At 54.7% G+C, this 24,829-nt stretch carries 19 protein-coding genes; 16 read left to right on the forward strand and 3 right to left on the reverse strand.

Annotated features, from left to right (window positions below; genetic code table 11):
• Positions 1 to 86 precede the first annotated feature (86 nt).
• A complete protein-coding gene (locus AUQ41_RS13530; RefSeq protein ID WP_008889630.1) occupies positions 87 to 923 on the reverse strand; it encodes a DUF2189 domain-containing protein in 837 nt (278 codons plus the stop codon).
• Between the two features lie 466 nt (positions 924 to 1,389).
• On the opposite strand from AUQ41_RS13530, the gene AUQ41_RS13540 reads away from it, so the two are divergent.
• The 10 genes from AUQ41_RS13540 (at position 1,390) to queG (ending at position 16,024) form a co-directional block, all read left to right on the forward strand.
• Positions 1,390 to 4,968, forward strand: coding sequence for an AsmA family protein (locus tag AUQ41_RS13540; protein ID WP_063088866.1), 3,579 nt, complete (start codon positions 1,390 to 1,392; stop codon positions 4,966 to 4,968).
• A 170-nt stretch (positions 4,969 to 5,138) separates the two neighbouring features.
• A complete protein-coding gene (locus tag AUQ41_RS13545; RefSeq protein ID WP_063088867.1) occupies positions 5,139 to 6,665 on the forward strand; it encodes an inorganic phosphate transporter in 1,527 nt (508 codons plus the stop codon).
• Positions 6,666 to 6,896: 231 nt separating this feature from the next.
• Positions 6,897 to 7,442 carry a VUT family protein gene (locus AUQ41_RS13550; protein ID WP_063088868.1) on the forward strand — a complete coding sequence of 182 codons (546 nt, stop codon included), beginning with the start codon at positions 6,897 to 6,899 and terminating at the stop codon, positions 7,440 to 7,442.
• A gap of 123 nt (positions 7,443 to 7,565) precedes the next feature.
• Positions 7,566 to 8,618 carry a tRNA preQ1(34) S-adenosylmethionine ribosyltransferase-isomerase QueA gene (queA, locus tag AUQ41_RS13555; protein WP_063088869.1) on the forward strand — a complete coding sequence of 351 codons (1,053 nt, stop codon included), beginning with the start codon at positions 7,566 to 7,568 and terminating at the stop codon, positions 8,616 to 8,618.
• 6 nt (positions 8,619 to 8,624) lie between these two features.
• Complete coding sequence (tgt, locus tag AUQ41_RS13560) at positions 8,625 to 9,767, forward strand: tRNA guanosine(34) transglycosylase Tgt (RefSeq protein WP_063088870.1); 1,143 nt, start codon at positions 8,625 to 8,627, stop codon at positions 9,765 to 9,767.
• Between the two features lie 3 nt (positions 9,768 to 9,770).
• Positions 9,771 to 10,238 (forward strand): preQ(1) synthase, encoded by a 468-nt coding sequence (gene queF, locus AUQ41_RS13565; protein ID WP_008889637.1) that lies wholly within the window; start codon positions 9,771 to 9,773, stop codon positions 10,236 to 10,238.
• A gap of 205 nt (positions 10,239 to 10,443) precedes the next feature.
• Entirely contained in the window at positions 10,444 to 10,968 is a 525-nt protein-coding gene (locus AUQ41_RS13570; RefSeq protein WP_063089033.1) for an RNA polymerase sigma factor, read from the forward strand.
• 97 nt (positions 10,969 to 11,065) lie between these two features.
• Positions 11,066 to 12,118 (forward strand): FecR domain-containing protein, encoded by a 1,053-nt coding sequence (locus tag AUQ41_RS13575; protein WP_143588656.1) that lies wholly within the window; start codon positions 11,066 to 11,068, stop codon positions 12,116 to 12,118.
• A gap of 146 nt (positions 12,119 to 12,264) precedes the next feature.
• Positions 12,265 to 14,748 carry a TonB-dependent siderophore receptor gene (locus AUQ41_RS13580; protein ID WP_063088872.1) on the forward strand — a complete coding sequence of 828 codons (2,484 nt, stop codon included), beginning with the start codon at positions 12,265 to 12,267 and terminating at the stop codon, positions 14,746 to 14,748.
• Positions 14,749 to 14,869: 121 nt separating this feature from the next.
• Positions 14,870 to 16,024 carry a tRNA epoxyqueuosine(34) reductase QueG gene (gene queG, locus AUQ41_RS13585; RefSeq protein WP_063088873.1) on the forward strand — a complete coding sequence of 385 codons (1,155 nt, stop codon included), beginning with the start codon at positions 14,870 to 14,872 and terminating at the stop codon, positions 16,022 to 16,024.
• Here queG and AUQ41_RS13590 read toward each other — a convergent pair whose 3' ends face one another.
• Positions 16,025 to 16,810 carry a phosphodiesterase gene (locus tag AUQ41_RS13590; protein ID WP_063088874.1) on the reverse strand — a complete coding sequence of 262 codons (786 nt, stop codon included), beginning with the start codon at positions 16,808 to 16,810 and terminating at the stop codon, positions 16,025 to 16,027. It lies immediately after the preceding gene.
• A 75-nt stretch (positions 16,811 to 16,885) separates the two neighbouring features.
• Between AUQ41_RS13590 and AUQ41_RS13595 the strand changes: the two genes are divergently transcribed.
• Positions 16,886 to 17,158, forward strand: coding sequence for a ribbon-helix-helix domain-containing protein (locus AUQ41_RS13595; RefSeq protein ID WP_063088875.1), 273 nt, complete (start codon positions 16,886 to 16,888; stop codon positions 17,156 to 17,158).
• Positions 17,159 to 17,169: 11 nt separating this feature from the next.
• Entirely contained in the window at positions 17,170 to 19,029 is a 1,860-nt protein-coding gene (asnB, locus tag AUQ41_RS13600) for an asparagine synthase (glutamine-hydrolyzing) (RefSeq protein ID WP_063088876.1), read from the forward strand.
• On the opposite strand, the gene AUQ41_RS13605 is transcribed toward asnB, so the two are convergent.
• Positions 18,997 to 20,076 (reverse strand): response regulator, encoded by a 1,080-nt coding sequence (locus AUQ41_RS13605; protein WP_063088877.1) that lies wholly within the window; start codon positions 20,074 to 20,076, stop codon positions 18,997 to 18,999. The two genes, asnB and AUQ41_RS13605, sit on opposite strands and share 33 nt — an antisense overlap.
• A gap of 279 nt (positions 20,077 to 20,355) precedes the next feature.
• On the opposite strand from AUQ41_RS13605, the gene AUQ41_RS13610 reads away from it, so the two are divergent.
• The 4 genes from AUQ41_RS13610 to AUQ41_RS13625 all read left to right on the forward strand — a co-directional run bounded on the left by AUQ41_RS13610 (position 20,356) and on the right by AUQ41_RS13625 (position 24,656).
• The gene (locus tag AUQ41_RS13610; protein ID WP_063089034.1) at positions 20,356 to 21,231 is read left to right on the forward strand and encodes a MurR/RpiR family transcriptional regulator; all 876 of its coding nucleotides are present in this window, start codon (positions 20,356 to 20,358) and stop codon (positions 21,229 to 21,231) included.
• A gap of 22 nt (positions 21,232 to 21,253) precedes the next feature.
• A complete protein-coding gene (locus AUQ41_RS13615; RefSeq protein ID WP_063088878.1) occupies positions 21,254 to 22,642 on the forward strand; it encodes an aspartate aminotransferase family protein in 1,389 nt (462 codons plus the stop codon).
• Entirely contained in the window at positions 22,642 to 23,472 is an 831-nt protein-coding gene (locus AUQ41_RS13620; protein ID WP_063088879.1) for a 3-keto-5-aminohexanoate cleavage protein, read from the forward strand. The genes AUQ41_RS13615 and AUQ41_RS13620 overlap by 1 nt, the downstream gene beginning before the upstream one ends.
• 206 nt (positions 23,473 to 23,678) lie before the next feature.
• A complete protein-coding gene (locus AUQ41_RS13625) occupies positions 23,679 to 24,656 on the forward strand; it encodes a TAXI family TRAP transporter solute-binding subunit (RefSeq protein WP_008889649.1) in 978 nt (325 codons plus the stop codon).
• The last annotated feature ends 173 nt before the right edge of the window (positions 24,657 to 24,829 follow it).

The following is a 24,829-nucleotide window of genomic DNA, read 5'->3' on the forward strand; positions in this document are numbered from 1 at the left end:
CATCGGTGCTGCGCAAAAAATTTGCGCAACAAAAAACGCCGCCCGTTCCAGGGGCGGCGTTTACAGATCAGTTAGCAGAGAGATGCTTACGGAACCTGACGGCGCAGGCGGGCGACATCGGCCTGACTTTCATCGATGATCCCGCGATAGGCATGCCAGCTTGAAAAGCCCAGAAGCGGCATCGTGATGGCAAGCCCGAACAGGAATACGACCATCCCGCAAGCAGACAGGATGGCAATCACGGCCCCCCATCCAATCAGAACCTTCCAGTTTTTGCGAAACGCCGAAACACTGATGATGACAGCGGTAATCACATCGACATCGCGATCAACCAGAAGCGGGATCGATACCACCGATACCGCAAAGGCAATCACCGCCAACACCCCACCCAATAAACCGCCAGTAATCAGGAAGGTGATTGCATCGCGCGAGAAGAAGGTTTGCCAGACCAGCACATCAAGCGATGGCATGGTGCCGTTGTAAAACAGCGCAAAAAGCAACATCGCAATGCGCGTCCACGCCAAAAAGAACAACATCAGCAAAACACCGATGGCGCCGATTTGGCCGGGATTGCGGCGAAAACCATTCAGGCTGTGCCACAGGGTAACGTTTTCGCCCATCTCAAGCCGGCGACTGGTTTCATAAAGTCCAACCGCAAGCACAGGTGCCAACAGCATAAAGCCCGCCGCAAGCGGCAAGGTCAGATAAGGTTCGCCAGAACGGAAAATGCTGAGCACGATCAGCCAACCGGCAATGGTGCAAAACGCCCCATAGGTCAGGCCGATGGCCGGGGTTCGTTTGAAATCACGCCAGCCCGCTTGCAGCCAGGCGCCTGATTGGTCGGTGGTGATGGTGCGTACAACGATTCCGCGTTGACCGGCGTCGACCGCTTTATCCGGCGTTTCGATTATTGTATCGGTCATTTTAATCCTCCCTGTCGCGATTGCGTACAACGATCATCCGGGTGGAATGAAAGTCAGGATTGAATTCTTTTTCTGTTTTATAAAATGTATCATTTCGGAGGCCGATTTCCACCATCCAATTGATTTTAAACTACGTATTTCGCCGTTTGGTAAATTCGTAAATGGCGTTAAAGGTTTTCTTTCCGGGTATTCCGGTTCTATTTTTAATGTTTCAAAACAGTGCAATATCTGCCCGATGCTTGATCAAAGCCCTGCTTTGACACACATGAAGATGGTGCCGATGGAACTCATCGCACGATCCCGGCGTTACGGATGGATCAAGCTTGCCTGAAATTAGCTATAATCTTTGGCCATTTTCTGTTGCGAGAGTCATCACGAGCCTTATGCTTTCGAACAAGAAATCAAACCTTTGTGGGTCGCGGCCTTTTTGGGCGGGGCGACCATGCGATCTAGCGGAGCCTGACTGTTGAAAAAAATCCTTGTCGCAATTGGTGCACTTCTCGTGGTTCTTGTCGCCGCGTTGCTGATCATTCCGTCATTGATTGACTGGAATGGCTATAAGGCCGAGGTCAGTCAGGCTGTTCGCGAGGCGACCGGACGTGAGCTTGATCTTGCGGGCGATCTGTCGATGTCGCTGATCCCGTCACCATCCCTGTCGGCAACGGATGTCAGCCTTGGCAATGTACCGGGCGCACAGGATGCCGAAATGGTGTCGATTGACGAGGTCCGGGTTTCCGTTGCGCTGATGCCGCTTTTGACCGGCAATGTGCAGGTGACCGAAGTCAGCCTGATCAATCCGGTGATCGCGATTGAGACCTTTGAAGATGGTTCGAACAATCTGGTATTTGATCCCGCACAGGCCGCACGTTCCGGCCCGGACGCGGGAACAATCAGCACGCCGGGTACGGGGGCTGAAAGCACCCCGGCACCAACCGAGAGTGCTGAGGGTACGACTGATGCCGCTGAGAGCACCGACAGTGATTTCGCCAGCACTATTCAGGTCGACCGTCTGGAAATTGAAAACGCGACCATCATCTATCGCGCGCCGGGCTCCGAAGAACGAATTGAAGGCCTTACCCTTGGTATATCGGCAGAGACCCTGAATGGCCCGATGGAGGGTGAAGGGTATGTTTTCTATCGCGGTATTCCGCTGACATTTGCGATGAATGTCGGGCAGATCAGCCAGACTGCACCGTTCCCGGTCAGTCTGAAACTGGGCATTGATGAGGTCGATGGTGGTGTCACCGTCGCCGGGCGTGTCGATCTTTCAACGGATAATCCCGGTTTCGACGGCGAGATTGATGGCAATTTTGATGACCTGCGTGAAGCCGCACTCCGGATTGCCGGCGACGATGCCGACATTCCCGATATCGCGGCCAAGCCGCTTGATCTTGGCGGGCACATCACGGCCAATGCCAAATCGGTGACGCTCAATGATCTTTCGATCCGGTTTGGTGAAACCCGTGGGTCTGGCGCGATTGCCATTGATCAGGAACCAAGCCTCAATGCCGATGTTGCGCTTCGCTTCAATCAGCTTGATCTTGATAGCATCCTTGTTCTGGCCGATATGGGCAATACAGGCGCATCGCCTGCGTCCAGTGACGCCAACAGCGCGCCGGAAGCATCAAGCGACGCGGCAGGTGGCGCACAATCGATCCCGTCGCAAAGCTCGGTCAAGAAAAACGGTGCTGCCAATGCACCGGCGATCCCGGCGGATCTGAAGGCGTCGATCGATTTTGAAGTCGAAACCCTGATCTATAACCAGACGCCGGTCCATAATGCGCGGATCAATGCGGCAATCGCCAATAGCAAGATCACGCTGAACGAAGTTTCTGCCGGTCTTCCCGGCGGGACAGATGTATCTGTCTTTGGCAGCATTTCGGGTAATACGCCGGACTTGAGTGCAGCACTTAGCTATGAAGTGGCATCCGAAAACATTCGTGCGGTCATGCGTTGGTTGGGTGTTGATGTCGACGGCATTCGTGCTGATCGTCTTCGCCGGTTCTCCTTGACCGGCGGGATCAAGGGTACATCCGAACAACTCAATATTTCCGATCTTGATCTTCGTGTCGATGACACCGCCATTCGCGGGGCTGTTGTTGCCAATCTCGGCGGATCGGGCCTGCCTGCCTTGGGCATTGGTCTGAAGCTCGACCGGATCAATCTGGATCAATATGTCGCAGCTGCGCCGGATGCGGACGTTTCCGTCTCTACGACTTCTGAGGCGGGCGGCAATACATCGACCGGTGCTGCATCATCTTCATCGGATGCGGGCAATGCGTCTTCTGCCAAGCAGGATATGGTCAAGATCATCAAGGATGCGCTGGCACCCCTTGAAGGTATGGCCGCCAATTACCGACTGGCCGCTGATGAGATCATCTCTTCTGGCGTGTCGGTACGTGGCATTTCAATTGATGGCAGCCTCAATGGTCCGAATATTACCCTGACCAATTTTGCGGTTGCCGATGCAGCAGGCCTTGCCGCCAGTGCAAAGGGCGCATTCAACGGTTCGGCTGATGTGCCGGCATTCGATAACCTGTCCGTGCGTATCACGGCCAAAACGCTGGAGCCGCTGGCAAAGCTGACGGGTATTACCCTTCCGGCACCGGCAAGCAGTTACAAGAGTGTTCAGGCAAATCTGGATCTGAATGGTCCGATCACCGGACCGACGGTTGCGCTTGATGTGTCCAACCCGCTGTTGCAGGTTGCGCTTGATGGTATTGTTTCAGAGATGCTTGGCAGTAATCCGGGCATTGATGGCAAACTTGCCGTTCAGGCATCCAGCCTAAACCGTGCGCTGGAGCTTTTGGCACCAACCTACACGCCATCGGGCAATCTTGGCCGATTGGCAGTTTCCGGCACGGTGAAGGGCAATGCGCAGAATGTCGCGCTCGATGGGCTGAAGCTTATCCTCGGCGCATTTGAAACGTCGGGCACAGTGCGCTTTGATGGTTCACAGGCACAGCCCAAGCTTTCTGTCGCACTATCGGGTGGCAAGCTTGTGGTGGATCCGTTCCTGCCAGCAGAAAAGCGCGCAAGCCTTATGCCTGGTATGGGCAGCGGCCCGCGCAAGGCGGCATTCAATCTGCCGAAAGCCACGATGGTTACCCGCGTTGATGCCCGCGACGGCACGCCGTGGGATGACACCGTGATTGATGTTTCGGCCCTTCGTTCGATTGATGCTGATATTGCGGTTGCCCTGGATCAGCTCGATTTCGATACCTATAGCCTGATCAATCCGGACCTGAAGGCAACGTTGGTTAACGGGCTTCTCAGCATTCCGAGCTTTACCGGGCTTCTGGGGCAGGGGGACCTTGCGATTAACGGCACCTTTGATGCGCGCAACACCGATGTGCCCAAACTGGCCCTTGCCGGTCGTTTGGACAGTGCGCGGATCGAAAGCCTCGTGCCAATCCGGGTGGCAAGTGACACCATCCTTGGCGGACTGGGACTGACATTTGATGCCAATGCGCAGGGCAATACATCGCGCCGTCTGGTATCGGCCCTGAACGGTACGGCCAATCTGGTTCTGAACAATGTGCGGTTCAGTAATGCCGATAAACGGTCGCCGGATCCGCGCCTGAATATCGAAGCACTGCTTCGTCAGGGTCCGCAGGCCATGGTGGTTGAAGGTGTTGGCAACAACGATCTAATGCAATCACTTGAAGCGGACATGACCATCACCAACGGCATTGCCAAAACCACACGTGTCGAAGCACTGTCGCGGGTCGGTACAGCGGATGCGGATGCGACCCTTGATTTGCCGCGCTGGGTGATGGATACGCAGGCTGATTTCGATTTCTCTGAAAAGATCGAAGAATTGCCGCCGTTCAGCGTCTATGCCAAAGGCAAGATCGATGACCCGGTCATCACCGGACGCATGGACAAGGTTGCCGTTCGGGTTCTCGACAACCTGATCGACAAGGCACTGGGTGGCAGCGGATCAAGCAACGATTCATCGGGAACCGGTGGTTCTGGTGGCGGCTCTGCCGAAGATGCGGCCAAAGGCCTGCTTAAGGGGCTTTTGAACCAGTTCGGTCGCTGATATCAAATCCCTTGAAAATGTTGGAAAACGGCCCCGTTTTTTGGGGCCGTTTTTCTTTATCCTCAAAGACTTATCCGAAGGTCGTCATAAAACAGCAAAAAAACCTTAACAAAGAGGTCCGGCTTCGACATGATCCGCCCGTCGATTCCCTTTGATGGTAACGGTTGATTATGTCGGTAAAGAAAACTGCTCTGGATAAGGATCTCAAGTGGCAAAAACGCATGGATGCGGGGCTGGGTGAAACAGCATCGATCAGTGCGAAGCTTGGTCTGGCACTTGTCTTCCTGCTTGCCTGTAGTGCGTTTGTCGCCTTTCACATGGGCGGACTGCCGCAAAGTGGCTTCCTGATCGCCGCCGCCGTTATCGGTGGCTATATGGCGCTGAATATCGGGGCCAACGACGTTGCCAACAATGTTGGTCCGGCGGTGGGTTCCAAGGCGCTGACCATGGTTGGCGCCCTTTTGATTGCGGCCATATTCGAGGCCGCCGGTGCGATCATTGCCGGTGGCGATGTTGTCGGCACGATCAAGAACGGCATTATTGATCCGACCCAAATGCCCGATGCCCAAACCTTTGTCTGGGCGATGATGGCAGCCCTTCTGGCTGCGGCCCTTTGGCTGAACCTAGCCACCTGGTTTGGCGCGCCGGTCTCAACCACGCATTCGATTGTTGGTGGTGTCATGGGGGCTGGTATGGCCGCCGTTGGCATTGGGGCGGTGAACTGGCCGACCATGGGCACAATCGCCGCAAGTTGGGTGATCTCGCCTGTTCTGGGTGGTTTGATTGCTGCCGGGTTCCTGGCCTTTATCAAATTCCGCATTCTTTACACCGAAGACCGCGTGACTGCTGCGCGCAAGTGGGTTCCGATCTTGGTCGGTGTCATGGTCTCGGCCTTCACGATGTATCTGATGATGAAGGGTGTGAAGAAAATCTGGAAGGCCGAAACACCGGTTGTGATCGCCATTGGTGTTGCCGCGTTCTTCCTGACCGTGATCCCGGTCCGCAAGGCCGTCTTCCGTGCCTCGGCCAGCATGACCGGCCGTCGCAAGGAAATCGCATCGCTGTTTCGCATCCCGCTTGTCGTCTCAGCAGCCTTGCTGTCCTTTGCGCATGGCTCGAACGATGTTGCCAACGCGATTGGTCCACTGGCCGCCATTGTTTCCGGTGTTGATAGCGGTCAGATTGTGACCTCGGCCCCGATCCCGATCTGGGTGATGGTCATTGGCGCGCTTGGTATTTCTGCCGGTCTGATCCTGTTTGGTCCGAAACTGATCAAGACGGTTGGCTCAAAGATCACCAAGCTTGATCCGATCCGTGCCTATACCGTGGCATTGTCGGCGGCCCTTACGGTGATTTTCGCATCTGCACTGGGTCTTCCGGTGAGTTCGACCCACATTGCGGTTGGTGCTGTGTTCGGGGTTGGCTTCCTGCGTGAAAGCCTGTCGCATCGCCGTCGTAAGGTCGCATCGCCTATGTTGGTGGATCGTCCGGAAAACGAACAGGGCGACGAACATATCGAAGCGCTTCGTCAGATTGATCCGAGTGAAGCCGAAAAGGCCGAGAAGAAAATGCGCAAGCGCCTTCTGGTGCGTCGTCGTTATGCGGTGACGATTGCAACCGCCTGGGTGGTGACGGTTCCGGCCGGTGCCTTCCTCGGCGCCCTGTTATTCTTCACCATTCGCGGCATCATGCTGTAACTTAAAACGAATATGGTTTCGCGGCGCGGCGCCCCATTTTCCCCGGGGCGACTTGCAGCGATCTGCAGCGGCGATCAGGTTTTCCTGATCGCCGTTTTTCCTTGACCGGGCCTTGGTCTGCGCGTAAACAGCCGCACCAAAGTTACACAGAATCCGTTCGTGATCGTCGCCCAGTATGGTGGGCCGCGAGATTTGTTATGCGTGGGTTCATTTGATGAGAAGGGCTAACAGATGAAAGCGATCATTTTCGGTGTCCTCGCCATGGCGGTGACCGTTGTCGCATCGAACATTCTGGTCGAATACCCGCTGCCCGGCGTTCTGGCGGACTGGCTGACCTATGGTGCCTTTACCTATCCGGTCGCTTTCCTTGTTACCGACCTGACCAACCGTGCCCGCGGTGCGGCGGCGGCACGGGTTGTTGTGCTGGCCGGTTTTGCGCTGGCGGTTATTCTGTCGCTGATCGTTGCGGATACGCGTATTGCCATCGCATCGGGTTCAGCTTTTCTGATTGCCCAGATGCTTGATGTGACCGTGTTTGACAAACTGCGCCGGGCAAGCTGGTGGAAAGCACCGCTGGTGTCTTCCGGCATCGGGTCGGCGGTTGATACCGCCTTGTTCTTCTCGATCGCGTTTGCCGGTACGGGTCTTCCGTGGGATACGTGGGCGATGGGTGATTTCGCAGCCAAGATGATCATGGCGCTGACCTGTCTGGCTCCGTTCCGTCTTTTGATGACGGTGATTACACCGCGCAACGATGCGGAACCGGCCCGCGGCTGATATCGGTTTGATGCAAGGCCTGGGCTTATCAGATATGCCGTCCGTGGCCTTGTGATTTCTTCTGAAGGGGCGCATAACACGCCCCTTCATTTGTTTTTTAATTGAGCGGAATTTCCCTGATCCATGAAAGTCGATCTGTTCGATTTTGAATTGCCGCGCGAACGCATTGCCGAGCATCCGGCCAACCCGCGTGATGCCGCCCGTATGCTTGATTTGTCAGGCGAAGGAATGCAGGACCGTATCGTGCGCGAATTGCCAGATATTTTGCGTCCCGGTGATCTGCTGATATCCAATGATACGCGCGTGATCCCGGCCCGCCTGTTTGGCAAACGTGGCGATGCCAAGGTTGAGGTTACCCTGCATAAACAGGAAGGCCTTGGCACCTGGGTGGCATTTGCGAAGCCGGCCAAGAAGCTGCGCATCGGGGAAATCTTCAAGGTCAATGACGAATTCGAAGCTGAGGTCCTTGCCAAGAAGGACGGCGGCGAAGTTACCCTGCGCTTTAACAAATCCGGTGCAGACCTGATTGCGGCCCTCGAGAAATACGGCGTGATGCCGCTGCCGCCCTATATCCGTCGCGAGGCGGGCGGTGATGATCAGGACAAATCCGATTATCAGACGATCTTTGCGCAAAAGGATGGTGCTGTGGCAGCCCCGACGGCGGGTTTGCATTTTACCCCGGAACTTCTGGCCAATCTGGATGCGCGCGGGATCAATCGCCGCACGATTACGCTTCATGTCGGGGCGGGCACGTTCCTGCCGGTCAAGGTCGATGATACTGATGATCACAAAATGCATGCCGAATGGGGATCGATCAGCAAGGAAATCGCCGATCTGATCAATGAAACCCGTGCTAATGGCGGGCGTGTGGTTGCGGTGGGGACCACGTCGCTGCGTTTGCTGGAAAGTGCGGCCCGCGAAGACGGGGTGGTTGAACCGTTCGAGGCAGAGACCGACATCTTTATCACGCCGGGCTATAAATTCCGCGCAGTGGATATGCTTCTGACCAACTTCCACCTGCCGCGTTCGACCCTGTTTATGCTGGTGTCGGCCTTTGCCGGGTTTGAACGGATGAAGGCGGCCTATAACCACGCCATCGAAAACGAATACCGTTTTTATTCCTATGGCGATTGCAGCCTGCTTGAATGCGCCAACAAAATTGATGCACGGACATAAAAACCGATGACCGAATTTCGCTATGAATTGCTTGCTCAGGATGGCAAGGCCCGGTTGGGGCGCATTCACACCGCCCACGGCGTCATTGATACGCCAACTTTCATGCCGGTGGGAACGGCCGCCACGGTTAAGGGCATGCTGCCCGAAAACGTGGCTGATACCGGTGCGCAGATCCTTTTGGGCAATACGTACCACCTGATGCTGCGTCCGGGTGCCGAACGCATCGCACGTTTGGGTGGCCTGCACAAATTCATGAACTGGGACAAACCGATCCTGACCGATAGCGGCGGGTATCAGGTGATGTCGCTGGCAAAACTGCGCAAGATCACCGAAGAAGGCGTCACCTTCAAAAGCCACATCGATGGTCGCAAGTTCAACCTGACGCCGGAACGCTCGATGGAGATCCAGCATCTGCTGGGATCGACCATCACTATGGCGTTCGATGAATGCACACCGTTCCCGGCCACCGAACAGCAGGCGCGTGAAAGCATGCAGATGTCGATGCGCTGGGCAAAACGGTCCAAGGATGCGTTTGTTAACCGCGAAGGCTATGCGCTTTATGGTATTCAGCAGGGCAGCGTTTTTGAGAGCCTGCGTCGCGAAAGCTCCGAAAAGCTCGCAGAACTTGATCTTCCGGGCCATTCGGTTGGGGGACTTGCAGTTGGCGAAGGCCAGCAGATCATGTTTGATACGCTTGATTTCTGCGTTGATATGCTGCCGACCAACAAGCCGCGCTATTTGATGGGGGTTGGCAAGCCGTCCGATCTTGTCGGCGCAGTGATGCGCGGCATTGACCAGTTTGACTGCGTGCTGCCGACCCGGTCCGGACGCAACGCACAGGCCTTTACCCATCGCGGGACGCTGAACCTTAAGAACGGTCGTCATCGTGATGATGATCGTCCGCTGGATGATCAATGTGGTTGCCCGGCATGTACCAAATATTCGCGTGCCTATTTGCATCACCTGATCAAGGCCGGCGAGATTTTGGGTGCGGTTCTGCTAACCTGGCATAACCTTGCTTATTATCAGGACTTGATGCGTGGCATGCGCGAAGCGATTGCCGAAGGCCGCATGGACGCCTTCGCGCGCGATTTCCATGCCGGACAGGAAGGCGGGGATATCGATCCCGTGCCGATTATCGAGGACTAAACCATGGCTGATCAAACCATATACGACAACCTGACCATGCTGGGCGGCGACACTAAGCAGCCCGCATCGCCAGACGAAGCGGTTCTGGAACGGGTACAAAACCCGCAGGCCGGAACCGATTACTGTGTGCGGTTTGTCGCACCGGAATTCACATCGCTTTGCCCGATCACCGGCCAGCCGGACTTTGCCCATCTGGTGATCGATTATGTGCCCGGTGACTGGCTGGTCGAAAGCAAGTCGCTGAAGCTTTTCCTGACCTCATTCCGCAACCATGGATCGTTCCACGAAGATTGCACGATCAAGGTCGGCAAGCGGATTGTCGAAACCCTTGATCCGAAGTGGCTGCGTATCGGCGGATACTGGTATCCGCGCGGCGGCATTCCGATTGACGTGTTCTACCAGACCGGCCCGGCACCCGAAGGTGTCTGGATCCCCGAACAGGGCGTGGCCCCATATCGCGGGCGGGGTTAAGCGCCAAGACAGGCGGCAAGGCATTCATAAATCTACTGAAAAGACCGTACGGTATCTCTCGGCAGTCTTTTTTTTTGGCTGTCACTGAAGGTTCAGATAGGGTTCATTTTTGCGAATTATTCTCATTGTCATGATCTGAGATAGCTGTTATTCGATTGCCATCAGGCATTAGCCTGCCTCTTGGCAACCAATGGTCGGACATCAAATGGCGCGCAGCAGCGCATCAATCTTGATTGCAAGTTTTCAGGAAAACTATGAACAGCTTTTGCGGTTTCTGACCCGAAAGATGAACGGGGATTCCGAACGTGCTGCCGATGTTGTGCAGGATACCTATGTCCGGCTTGCGGGAACGTCCGAGCTTGATGAAACCATTGATAATCCGCGCGCCTACATCTATCGCGTGGCGGGGAACCTTGCGATAGATCGTATTCGCCGCGAACGGCGTATATCCGCACATGTGGAAACGGATCAAGCGCAATCAGAAATTCATGATCCGCAGCCGGGGCCGGAAAAGATTTTCCTGTCCCGCGAACAGATTAACATCCTTGATCATGCGCTTTCCGAACTGCCGGATAAGCCGCGCCGGGCACTTTTGCTGTTTCGTGTTGATGGGCTGTCACATAGTGAAATTGCTGATCGGCTGGGTGTGTCGAACAGCATGGTCGCGAAATATATCGCGCGTGCCCTAAAGCATTGCCGTGACGCCCTTTTGGCGGAGGACAGAAAATAATGATAAATTTTGTTGCGGAATTGATCGCGGTTATTCGTCTAATGAACAGGGGCGGCGTCTCAGGCGTGGCCGCAATGGATATTCGGGGATACAGGTTTTGGCGTCCGGTATAAGCACAGACCAAGCCACAGTGCTGCAGGGCTACGACGATGACATGATTGCGCTCAGCGATCAGGCCATCGAACGTCTGGTGCGTCTGCATTCCGGGGATGCCACGTCGTCCGAGTTTCATGAATTCGATATCTGGCGCGCCCAAAGTTTGGCGCATGAATGTGCTGCCCGCGATGCCGAAGGGCTGCTTGGTGCACTTGGCGAAACCGAAACGGCTCAGCACGCTAATTGGCGCGATATGGTTGATCCTCAAAGTGCATCGATTGCACCAGCTATAGCCAAGAAACCATTGGCGCAGGCACGGTCGCGCGGCTTTATCCGCCGTCGGCCGGTTGTATCCGTATTCGCTGGTTTTGCGGCGATGCTGATGCTTATGATTGCAGGTCTTGAAGTCGGCGACTTATGGGCGCGCTATCATGCCGATTATGTCACCGAGACGGGGCAGTATCAGAGCATCGAACTGCCCGATGGCTCTGTTGCGCATATGAATACGGCATCGGCCTTCTCGATTGATTTTTCCGGTGATGTTCGGCGCGTTAATCTGATGTCCGGTGAGGTCATCTTTGATGTGGCAAAGGATGCCGATCATCCCTTTATCGTTGCGGCCCTCGATGGCGAAGCCATGGCCGTTGGCACGGTATATGGCGTTCGCATCGAGAATGACTGCACCAAAGTCACTGTGCAGGAAGGCATTGTTGAAGTCCGCAATGGCACGGGTCCGGCTCTTCGCCTGTCCGCGGGGGAGCAAGCGGCCTATCAAAGCGGGCAGGCGCCGGAAATCAACGCAGATGTGGATATCGCAACTTATGGCAGTTGGCAGCGCGGCAAGCTGATCTTTAACAGCCAGCCACTGGGTACGGTGATTGCCGAAGCCCAGCGTCATACCTCCGAAAGGATTGTTGTCGCACGTGATGGGCTGCGCGATATGAAAGTCACCGGGGTATTTGAGATCGCCCGACTTGATGATTTACTGCAATCCATCGAACAAACTACCGGTGCGCACGTCCTTGAGTTGCCGCTCCTGACGGTAATCTACTAACCGCAAAGTCCCGGTTTCCCGGCAATTTTCAAAAAAATTGAAAAATCTGGTGCAAGTCACGTTGGGTGAGATCGTCTTAAGGTCAAACGCGAATGATTTCGGTTCTGAATATCATTCGCAATGGGGGAATCTAACCAGAAGGCCTTATGATGAATTCAGTAAATGCGATGACGAAAACGACTTTCGGTGCGTCGTTTGATCGTTGTCATGGGGGAGCGCGCAGTCTTTGGATGCGCAGGCTTGTTGCAACCACACTCATTTCCGGCTCGGCCCTGCTAAGCCCATGGCAGGCAGAAGCCAGCAATATTGCGACCGATACGGCCAGTGGTGTCGAAGTTGCCCAGTCGAGCATGGTCACAGTTGATATCCCGGCCCAAAGCCTTGACCGCGCCCTGACCAGTCTGGCGGATCAGGCCAACCTCAAACTGTTCTTCCCGTCAGAAGGGCTTGGTGGCCTTGAAGCGTCAGAACTTCAGGGGGAAATGCCTGTCGACGCAGCACTCACGACATTACTACGTGGTTCTGGATACACATGGCGTTACACAGATGGTGGTACAGTGACCATCGAAAAGCTGTCTGCCAATGGCGAAGGGGTACTGGATACGATCCACGTGCAAGCATCCGCCCTGGTGGCTGACCCTACCTCACCGGTTGAGGGTTATATTGCGACAACCACCAATACCGCCACCAAAACAGGGACATCTATTGTCGAGGCCCCCCAATCCATTTCCGTTGTAACCCGCGATGAAATGACAGACCGTGGTGCTGCAACGCTGTTTGAAGCGACACGCTATACCGCCGGTGTTTTCGGTGAGGCCTATGGTAAGGATCCCCGCGGTTACGACAGCTTCTACATGCGGGGATTTACGAACTACGAAACAGGGGAGTTTCGTGATGGTCTGCGTGTCTCTGGCGGGAACCAGGCGCTTTATGCTGCTGAAGCGTATGGACTGGAACGTGTTGATATTCTGAAGGGATCAAGCAACACATTGTATGGTCAGGCCAATGTCGGCGGGATCGTTAACAGCACAACCAAGCGCCCGCACCCTGATCAAAAACAGGAAGTTAGGCTGGAATACGGTGACTGGAATCACGTCTCCGGAGCATTTGATATCGGTGGTGCAATGATTGAAGACCAATCGGCCATGTTCCGGTTGGTTGGTTTGGCAAGTCATGGGAACTATGAATATGACTTGGCCAATGGTGATGAAGTTGACAAGGATCGCTTGTATATCGCGCCGTCCTTCCTGTTGCAGCCAAATGACGACACCAAGCTTACCATCATGACGGACTATACCCGTGATGAACGCGGTGGGAACTACGTCTTTGTTGATGCCCAAGGCAACAATGTTGGGTTCATGCCAGGTGAGCCTGGCTTCGAGTATTACAATAACGACCAATTTACCGCAGGCATTGAGCTTGATCACCGGATCAACGATACGTGGCAAGTACGCCAGAAAACCCGCTACTCCAGCCTTGATGTAGAAGCCGGCGGCGTGTTTGGTTGGCGGCGCAATGGCAACAATATTGATCGCTATGTAAACTATACAGACAATGAGGTTCGCGGTGTGGTCGTTGATAACCAAGTCCAAGCGGACTTGGAAGTCGGCGAAGTCGAACACACGATCTTGATGGGGGTCGATGGTGAATATGAAATCAACGAGCTCCGCTATGGCGGAGAGGATTATACGGTTTCAAGTCTGAATATCTCCAATCCGGTATATGCGGGCACAAACGCCTTCACGGGTACGTTCAAGAGCGAGTATGACTTTGACCAAACCAACATTGAATATGGTTTTTATGCCCAAGATCAAATGCGGTTGAATGATCATTGGCTCGTAAGTCTTGGCGGTCGGTATTCAAACGCGTACCGGAAGATGGAATACAATCAGACGGGCGTAGTGTCCGAAAACACAGAGGATGCGTTTACGGGCCAAGCCGCGATAAGTTACGAGTTCGAGAACGGTTTGGTACCATATGTCAGCTATTCTCAGGGCTTTAACATCAACAACAATGTTGATGTCAACGGCCAGACATTCGATCCTGAAGAGTCTGATCAGTATGAGTTGGGCTTGAAATACCAGCCTGCTCAGATGGATGCGTTGTTCACTGCGTCGCTCTTCCAGCTCACCAAAACCAACGTTGTGACATACGATAGTGCGGCTTTGGCTTACGTTCAGAGTGAAGAAGTGCGTTCGCGTGGGCTTGAGCTCGAAGCAAAGGTTGCTGCAACCGATGCACTTGATTTGGTCGCTTCATATGCGTTTACAAAGGCCGAAATTACCGAGAGCGAAAAGGGAAATAGTGGCAACTATGCGCCTTATGCGCCAAAGCACATGGCATCTCTTTGGGCGAAATACAGCTTTGATCAAGGGGCTCTTAATGGGCTGAGTATCGGCTCTGGTGTGAGATACAATGGCGGTTATTACAGTGATGAAGCAAATCTCTATCGTGCAGATTCCTTCGCACTCTTTGATGCTTCGCTGAACTACCAAATCGATCCGAACTGGGCTTTGGGTGTGAATGCGACAAACCTGTTTGACGATCAGTACATTACCAATTGCTCGCAATATCGCTGCTACATCGGTGATGGAAGACGTGTGATCGCTAATTTGACCTATAACTGGTAATTCCTGCCAGACTGGGTTCGACAAGGCCGCAGCTTTTTGCTGCGGCCTTTTGCGTTTTGGGCGGATGATTATATAAGGCAGCAGAGAGAGGCCGCGAAACAAGACAAGCCCGACCCGTGCCATGACGACGAAAACGCGCCAAAACATCACGTTTGAAATGCTTCAGGCCAAAGCCCGTGAAATCGGCTTTGATGTCTGTGGTGTGGCGCGTCCAAAGATTGATGCGCGCAATCAGCAACGTCTTGATGAATTTGTCGCGGGTGGTGAATACGGTTCTATGGCGTGGATGAATGATCCTGAACGCCTGCCGCGTCGGCGCGATCCGGAAATGCTGTGGCCCGATGTCAAATCAGTGATTGTCCTTGGCAGTAATTATGGTCCGGCAGAAAACCCGATGGCACTGCTGGATCACCCCGACAGGGCGATGATTTCGGTTTATGCCAAGAACAAGGATTATCACGACCTGATCAAAAAGCGCCTTAAGCAGTTGGCACGCTGGGTTGTTGAACAGTCGGGCGGGGTGGAACAGGTCAAGGTTTTCGTCGATACCGCGCCGGTTCTGGAAAAGCCGTTGGGGCAGGCATCCGGGATCGGGTGGCAGGGAAAGCACACCAATCTTGTGTCGCGGGAATTTGGCAGTTGGCTGTTTCTGGGCGAGATTTTTACGACCCTTGACCTGCCGGAAGCGGAACCGGAAATCGATCATTGCGGGTCGTGCGCCAAATGCCTGTCGGCCTGTCCGACCGATGCCTTTCCAGCCCCCTATAAGCTTGATGCGCGTAAATGCATTTCGTATCTGACGATCGAGCATGACGGGCCGATCCCGCTGGAATTTCGCAAACCCATGGGCAATCGCATTTATGGCTGTGATGATTGTCTGGCCGTGTGCCCGTGGAACAAGTTTGCCAGCCGGACCGAAGAACTGGCCTTTATTCCGCGCGTCGAACTGACGGCACCAAGATTGGCGGATTTCCTTGATCTGGATGACGCAGGATTTCGCGCGTTCTTTACCGGATCGCCGATCAAGCGCATTGGGCGGGCGAAGTTCCTGCGCAATGTTCTGATTGCGGCAGGCAATAGCAAGGCACCGCGCCTGATCCCGCGCATTGAAAATCTGCTGTCAGATGAAAGTGCATTGATCCGTGCCAGTGCGGTCTGGGCGCTGTCGCAATTGATGAGTGCTGCTGAGTTTGCCAGCCTCAAGGACATTCACGCCAAAATCGAAAGCGATCCGGTGGTTCTGGCGGAATGGGATCAGGCCAGTCACGCCGCCTGATCACAATTGCATATCGAACTTCACGAAATTGAAGTGATAACGAAGCCCGCCCTTGGCATCGGCAAAGGCAATGCCATAGCCCGGCCCTAGCGGATTGGGATCCTGAAGCTCTTCTTCTTTCTCATGGCGGAAATCAAGTGGCTCGCCCGACTGGGTGCTGTTGCCCAAAACAAACGGCACGCCCAGCCAGGTACCTGTCGCCGGGCGATGCAGATGGCCAAAGAACAGATGTTTGATCTGCGTGTTGCTTGATACGATTTCGCCAAGTGCGTCTTCGGCATCAAGGCGAATGGTATCCATAAACGGCAGGCCCATTGCCATCGGCGGATGATGCATGAACAGGAAGGTCGGCGTGTCCCTGTATGCCGTCAATTCATCGCGCAGCCAGTCAAGGCGTTGCGCACAAAGCGTGCCGTGATGGTGGCCGGGAACGATGCTGTCCATCATGACAAAACGCACACCGTTGAAGGTTTGCCCGAAATTGACAAAGCCGTGGGTGTCGGTTTCGGTTGTCGGAAAGGCATCACAAAATGCTTCGCGGATATCGTGATTGCCCGGAATGATCAGATAGGGAATGGCAAGATCAGATAAAATATCGACAGCATTTTCATACTGTTCCGGTGTGCCGCGGTGGGTGATGTCGCCGGTGATGATGCAGATTTCCGCGTCGCTGTGATAGGTGTTCACCTCGTCAATGACCTTGCGGAGCGTCGCGGCCGCATCGGGCAGGCGCGACACATCATTTCGCGCCAGAATATGAAGGTCGGAAAGATGTATGAATTTCATGTCGATGGCCTATCATAGCGGAAAGCTTTTGAAATCATGGTCGTTTTTGCGCCGGAATTAAAGATTTAAACACCGATGGAAGATGCCGTTCGTAAAAGATCAGTGACAATTGCCGGTCACCGGACGAGTTTTTCGCTTGAAGATGCCTTCTGGGAAGAACTGGTCGGTATTGCACAGCGTCGCGCCATGACATTGGCTGAACTGGTTGTCGAAATTGATACCGACCGCGAAGGCAACTTGTCGAGTGCCTTGCGGCTGTTTGTCCTGCGCGACCTGCAAAAACGGTTGGCAGGGGGCGCGGGCGAAGTTGAACCGTCCGATCCTGAAAGCCTCAGCGACCAGAATTAAGCAGGGCATCCATGTGTGGCATTGCGGGCTCAACCCAACCAGACGATCACCGTGCCGTCGATGCGATGCTCCAACGTCTTGCCCATCGGGGGCCGGACGGCTCGGGTGTCTGGTTAGACCCAAATAGAAAGATCGCCCTTGGCTGCGTACGCCTTGCCACCACCGATCTGACGGGGCAGGCTAACCAGCCACTTGTGAGCACGGACGGGCGATTTGTTCTGGTTTTCAACGGTTATATCGCGGGACATCGGCCGAGGATGCAGGCGGCAACCCGCGACGGCCTGACATTCGAAACCCGGAATGATGCGGAACTTGTTCTGCAATTGATGTCCGACGCAATCCGGCGGGGAAGTGATCCTGCACAGGTGCTCCAAACCTTGTCGGGGCAATATGCGCTTGCCTTGTGGGATGTGGCGCGATCCTGTCTGTGGCTGGCGCGTGATCCGCTGGGGATTAAACCGCTCTATGTTTTGAGCCGTCCAGGCGGTCATATTGCCTTTGCGTCAGAGATATCTGCGTTTTCTGTAATTGCCCCGCTTGTACGTGATCAGGGCATCAAGCCTACATATCTTGCCCATCTGTTTGTGCCTGCAACGAACACCGGGAAAGAGGCCATAAAACTTCTTCCGCCCGGTATGCTCATGCGCTGGCAGGCGGGCGAGGTTTCTACAGGCCACATCACGTGCCCGGCATATCGGGCCGACAAGGCCGGGCAGATGCCGACGGCGGGCGACCTATTGTCTGCTGTCCGTCAATCGGTTGCCGATGCGATGGATGCGGATTGCGAAGTGGGATGTCTGGTTTCGGGGGGGCTGGATAGTGCGGGCGTCTCGGCATTGGCGTGCGATATTGCGCGCGAACGCGGGCAGACTGCGCCCAAGGCATTCGTGATGGGGTTTGATGATCCGGCCCTTGATGAAACGGAAGCTGCGCAAAAACTCTGTCGGCATCTCGGGCAAGAACTACATGTCGTTGCAGCCCCGACGCAGCCAGACGACATCTATCAGGAGCTTGTGGCGGCCTTGAAAAGTGTCGGCGGGCCCTTTGCCAATGCGTCGATTGTCCTGATGCGATGCCTTGCAAAAGCGGTGAGCGCAGATGTCAAAGTATGTCTGTCAGGTGATGGTGGGGATGAGCTGTTTGGTGGTTATCCACGATATCGGGCCGCACAGCTTTACGAGACATATTGGCACCATGTGCCAAGACCTTTGCGGCGACTGACGGCAAAGATGTATGGCGCGGGCAGTCGACGGGAAATCCATCGCTTTCTTGCTGGCGGTTCAGGGGCGCGCAATCATGCCTTTGCCGTTTGGAACAACCGGTGTGTGATACCCGAATGCGACGCCAGAATTGCGCAGCATCCTGATTTGCGCGGCAGCCTGACAGACGCGATGATGGATTTTGATCGCGATGTGACGCTTCCGGACAACCAGCTTTTGATGTCGGATCGTTGCGGGATGGCGCATGGGCTTGAATATCGCTTACCGCTTTTGGGGCATGATGTTGTGCGCATCGCGGCGTCAGTTACCGCGAAGCAACACCTGAAACATGGTCCAAAATCCCTGTGGCGCAGAGCCATTACCCCCTACCTGCCAGCGGGGCATGTTCAAAACCACAAGATCGGATTTAATCCGCCTGTAGCAACGTGGCTGTTGGGTGTTGCCCGATATCTGTGGGGGGATGAGAACCGAATTCTTGAGGCGATCTTTGCTGATGTCGCGATTACGCACGATCACAAGACGGCATATTGGAAGCGCGCCGTTTCGGGCAAAGATCTGGATATGGCGCTTAGTATCTGGGCGCTGATGGTCTGGCAAATCTGGCTTGAACTGGATGGATCAGATATGGGGTGCGCTGCTGATACTGCGTGATCTGCGATACAGATTGAGTGCAGTCAGGGCCGTCGGGGCCAGTTGTACCACTTGGCGCGAGAGTGACAGCAGGCGGTCTTCATCCGGATCATTGTCTTCGAAGACGGATTGGGTGGTTTCGCAAAGTTCGGAAAGCTGGCGCAGTCCAAAGGTACCGGACGTACTTTTAAGCGCATGAACTTCGTTGCGCACCGTGGTCATGTCATCCTCTGACAGAGCCTTGTCGATCTTGACCAGACGGGATTCCGTTTCATTGATGAAAATCTCAATACCGCATCCCGCACCTTCGTCCCCGGCATCGGTGTAAAGTTGTTCCAGAATACGCACATCAAGAACCGGACTGGTCAGGGATTCCGGACGGTACGGACGACCGATCCGTGCCCCCTTGCTGCGTTTTTGGGCTGCGTTCGGATCGCCTGTGGTGCCGCTGCGCCGGGTGATCAGTTCCTGCATGGTTTTGATCAGTTTTTGCCGCTGAATAGGTTTGTTGATGAAATCATCAACACCCGACTGGCGGGCAATGACATTCCAGTCACGCGACTGATGGGCGGACAGTGCAATGATCGGCGTGCGCGAAACCGGCCCGCTCATATGGCGGATGCGGCGGGTGGTGTGCAGCCCGTCCATATCAGGCATTTCGACATCCATCAGGATCAGGTCGGCATTCACCCCACGCTTGAGCATGTTTAGCACCGTCTGGCCGTTGCTGGCCTCGACAATGCCATATCCCTCGGCCTGCAGAATGCGGCGTGCCACCATGCGGTTGCTTTCGCTGTCATCGGCAATGATGACGGTGCCGATTTTGGCATCATTGGCAGAGCTGGCCGTTTCAAGACGTTCGGACTGTGGGACTTGCGGCTTGACGAAGCACACCGAAATCATGCCGCCATCGGCAAGTTCGGTCTCATTGAAGATCAGGTCTTCCTCGGCAATTCCGGAGATCAATTGTTCCCACGCCGGATTGGCAAAGACAATCCGTTCGTCTGCATCAAACAGCGCAATGCCTGTCTGTGCCTGATTAAGGGCCTCGATGATCTTCGTTTCCATTGGACATCGACCGATTCGGCGCCCCGGTTTCCACCAAAGGGCACATTTGAATTTACCGTATGAAACGCAAGGGTTTCATTTGTGAGTCCAGTTATTTTTACAGTTTTTTCTAATAAGTCCATGTTTTTTAGGCGTCACACCGAATGTCCCGGTCCCAAAGATGAAACAGAGATGCGAAACATATGTTTCGTATGTCGTTATTTTTGAAACATGTGTTGTGTGTTGCGGCAGCCTGTGGCGTAATCTTGGTCTTCCTGACAGGGCATGGATATTCGGGTGATGGGTTTGCAAACTGATCTGCGTGAAAAGCTGATTTCGGACTACGCAAAGCTTAGTCCGCAAATGCAAAAGGCCGCGCGCTATATCCTGGATCATCCAAATGATGTCGCCCTGCGTTCCATGCGGGCACTGGCCGGTGCCGCAGATGTCCCGCCGAGCACAATCACCCGTCTGATGACTGCGATTGGCGTCGAAACCTGGCAGGATTTCCGGGATCATTATCAAAGCCGGTTGCTTGATCAGCCCGCAAGCTACGCCCGCCGCGCGCGCGAAACGCAAAAGACTGATAACGATGTCGACCGGGACCAGCATCTTCTTGAAAGCATTTGTCGCACCGAAATCGACAATATCAGCGACGCTTACGCGCCGGATCTTGTGTCACGCATGATTGCGACCTGCGAGGCGATCGAAAACGCCCGTCAGGTCTTCATCGTCGGTCGGGGGGCGGCATATCCGGCCGCGTTCCAGTTTGCTTATGCCTATCGGCTGTTTTGCGACAATGGCGTCTTGGTTGATGGCCATTCCGGTACCTTTGGCGATGAACTGCGCGGTATCGGGCGACGTGACATCATGATTGCTGTCGGGGCAAAACCCTATATCCGCGATACGGTGCGTGCAGTTGAGTTTGCCCGGTCCCAGCATTGCCCGGTCATCGCCGTAACAGACTCTGATGTTTCACCGATTGCGATGGATGCCCACAGTAAACTTGTGGTGCGTGACACCTCGCAGTCGTTTTTCCAAAGTTTTACCGCCGCCCTTTCCGTGATGCAGGCACTTGTTGCCCTGCTGGTCGCGCGGGGCGGCCCCAAGGCCTTGCAACGGATTGCCGCTGCAGAAGAACAACTCGCTGTCTTTGACACATATCTCGAAGACTAGGCACTTTACGGAACGCTCGATCATGACCAACGCGTCAAACTCTGCCCAATCCTCTGTCCCGGCCCCGAATGCCGGAACCCGTGTTCTGCACCGCACGAGCACATCCATTCCGCCGCGCGCCGTCAGGGGCGAGGGGATCTATATTTTTGACCAGAACGGGAAGAGTTATCTTGATGCTTGCGGTGGGGCGGCCGTGTCATGCCTTGGGCATTCCGATCCGGATGTCCGTGCTGCCATGCATGCGCAGATTGATCAGATCGCCTATGCTCATTCCGGGTTCTTTTCATCCGACGCGATGGAAGAACTCGCCGATGAACTGGTCGCATCGGCACCCGAAGGCATCGACAAGGTCTATTTTGTGTCTGGCGGGTCGGAGGCCACCGAAGCAGCGCTTAAAATGGCGCGCCAGTACTTTCTGGAAATCGGGCAGCCGGACCGTAAATACGTTATCGCCCGTCGCCAATCCTATCACGGCAATACACTTGGCGCGTTGTCGGTTGGTGGCAATATGTGGCGGCGCAAACAGTTCGAACCGCTTCTGATCACCGCAAGTCACATCGCACCTGTTTATCAGTATCGTGACCAGCGTGATGACGAAACACCAGAGGCTTATGGCCTGCGCGTTGCCAATGAACTGGAAACCGCGATCCTTGAGCTTGGGGCGGAAAGCGTGGCGGCATTTGTCGCCGAGCCGGTTGTCGGGGCAACGGCCGGTGCGCTGGCGCCAGTGCCAGGTTACTTCAAACGCGTGCGCGATATTTGCGACCAATATGGTGTGTTGCTGATCCTTGATGAGGTCATGTGCGGCATGGGCCGCACCGGCACCCTGCACGCGATTGAGCAGGAAGGCATTTCTGGCGATCTGCAAACCATCGCCAAGGGACTGGGTGCAGGTTACCAGCCGATTGGTGCGGTGCTTGTGTCAAAGAAAATCAACGATGCGATTGCCAATGGATCGGGTTTCTTCCAGCACGGTCACACGTATCAGGGGCATGCAACCGCCTGTGCGGCTGCACTTGCGACCCAACGCGCCATCAAGGAACGCAACCTTTTGGCCAATGTCGTCAAACAGGGGGAAAACCTTGTCGCGGCACTTGAGGCAAAACTGGGCCAGCATCCGTTTGTTGGTGATATCCGCGGACGCGGCCTGTTTCGCGGGGTGGAGCTTGTCGCGGACCGTGAAACCAAGGACCCGTTTGACCCGGTCCTTAAAATCAATGCCAAGATCAAGAAGGCGGCCTTTGCACGCGGTCTGATGGCCTATCCGATGGGGGGCACTATTGATGGCGTTCGCGGTGACCATGTGTTGTTTGCCCCGGCCTTCATCATTGATGAAAACGATGTCGCCAAGATCGTCGATCTGTTTTCCGGTGCGCTTGATGACGTCTTTAAGGCCGAGGGACTGGCGTGATGGGATATGGTGACAAACCGTTTCTGATTGCCTCCGCCCCAAATGGTGCGCGCAAGACAAAGGCGGATTTGCCAAACATTCCGATCACACCAGCCGAAGTCGCAAGGACGGCTTTGGAATGCAAGGCCGCCGGTGCATCGATGATGCATCTGCATGTCCGCGATGAGGATCAGAAACACAGTTTGGATGTTGGTCGTTATCGCGAAATGCTGGCCGAGGTCAGATCATCGGTTGGGGACGATATGCTGTTGCAGGTCACGACCGAGGCGGTTGGCATCTACACAGCCCAGCAGCAGATGGAAATGATCAGAAACCTGCTGCCAGAAGCGGTATCAATCGCTGTACGTGAAATTGCACCCGTCGATGCGGACCTCAATGCGCTCAAATCGTTTTTCGAATTTATGCGCGAAGCCAAAATCGCGCCGCAACTGATCTTGTATGCGCCCGAAGATATTTCGCGCTTCAATCAGCTTGTTGAAATCGGCGTTCTGCCTGGCGACAAATTTCCAGTCTTGTTCGTGCTGGGGCGCTACACCGCAGGGCAGGTGTCGCAACCCTTCGAACTTTTGCCATTTATCGGGGCCAGTTCGTATGTCTCGGAATGGATGCTGTGTGCATTTGGGCCTTATGAAAACGCCTGCATTCTGACGGGTGCTGGACTGGGTGGGCATGCGCGTATCGGATTTGAAAATAATCACCTTAGGGTTGACGGATCGCCTGCTTCGAACAATGCTGATCTTATTGCCCAGGCACATGATGGTTCGATCCTGATGGGGCGGAAGATCGCGACAGGTGAACAGGCCCGCCAGATTATGCAACCCATGTGGTAGGAGGGGCAAAAAGAACCGGACAATACGCACAAATACTGAATTTCCTCAGGAGGTTTCGGGGTTATAGGGTTTTATTCCGCCAAGTCGGACACTATAATCCCCATCGTCGAAACATCTGATTTTTCTGATGTTTCCGTTTGATTCAGTTGTTCGATGTCGAACATTTGAATGCCTGATAATAGGGTGTAAAAAGGGAGCGAATCCTAATGAAAAAACTTATCGCTGTAGCGGGTGCAGTCGCTGCGATTGCTGGCGCCTCGCTGTTTGCCGGTCAGGCCTCGGCACAGGAAAACCGTTTCATCACCATCGGTACCGGTGGTGTGACTGGTGTGTACTATCCGACCGGTGGCGCGATCTGCCGTCTGGTGAACAAGGATCGCAAAGAGCACGGCATTCGTTGCTCGGTCGAATCCACGGGTGGTTCGGTCTACAACATCAACACCATTCGTACCGGCGAGCTGGACATGGGTGTTGCCCAGTCTGACTGGCAGTACCATGCCTATAACGGTACTTCGAAATTCGAAGACCAGGGTCCGTTCGAAGACCTGCGCGCTGTATTCTCCGTCCATCCGGAGCCGTTCACCGTTGTTGCCCGTGCAGATGCCGGCATCAAGACCTTTGACGACCTCAAAGGCAAGCGCGTGAACATCGGTAACCCGGGTTCCGGTCAGCGCGGCACCATGGACATCGTTCTTGCTGCCAAAGGCTGGACTCTTGATGACTTCTCCCTGGCATCCGAACTGAAGCCGGCTGAGCAGTCCCAGGCGCTTTGCGACAACAAGATCGACGCGATGATCTACACCGTTGGTCACCCGTCCGGTTCGATCCAGGAAGCAACTACTGCCTGTGATTCGGTTCTGGTTGAAGTTGCTGGCCCGGAAATTGAAAAGCTGATCGCTGACAACCCCTACTACCGTGCTGCCACCATCCCGGGTGGCATGTATCGTGGTAACCCGGATGATGTTGTGACCTTTGGTGTCGGTGCGACCTTTGTGTCCTCGACCAACACCGATGCCGACATCGTCTACAACGTTGTCAAAGCAGTCTTTGAAAACTTCGACGACTTCAAAAAGCTGCATCCGGCATTTGAAGTCCTGAAAAAAGAAGAAATGATCAAGGACGGCCTGTCGGCTCCGCTGCATGACGGCGCAGCTCAGTACTACAAAGAAGCTGGCCTGATGTAATCAGGCTTGGGACGGAGGGCGTTTTATCGCCCTCCGTTTTTCTTTTGCGCCCGACGGGTTTGCTCACAAAAATTGAATAAAATGAACACCGTTATTTAGGTGTTGGAGTACTCCGTAGGGGACCGGGTGTGTGTCGACGGAGGCTTTTTGTTTCTGGACCCCCAGTTCAAATG

This window comes from Thalassospira sp. MCCC 1A02898 (genome assembly GCF_001618185.1).
GTDB lineage: Bacteria > Pseudomonadota > Alphaproteobacteria > Rhodospirillales > Thalassospiraceae > Thalassospira > Thalassospira tepidiphila.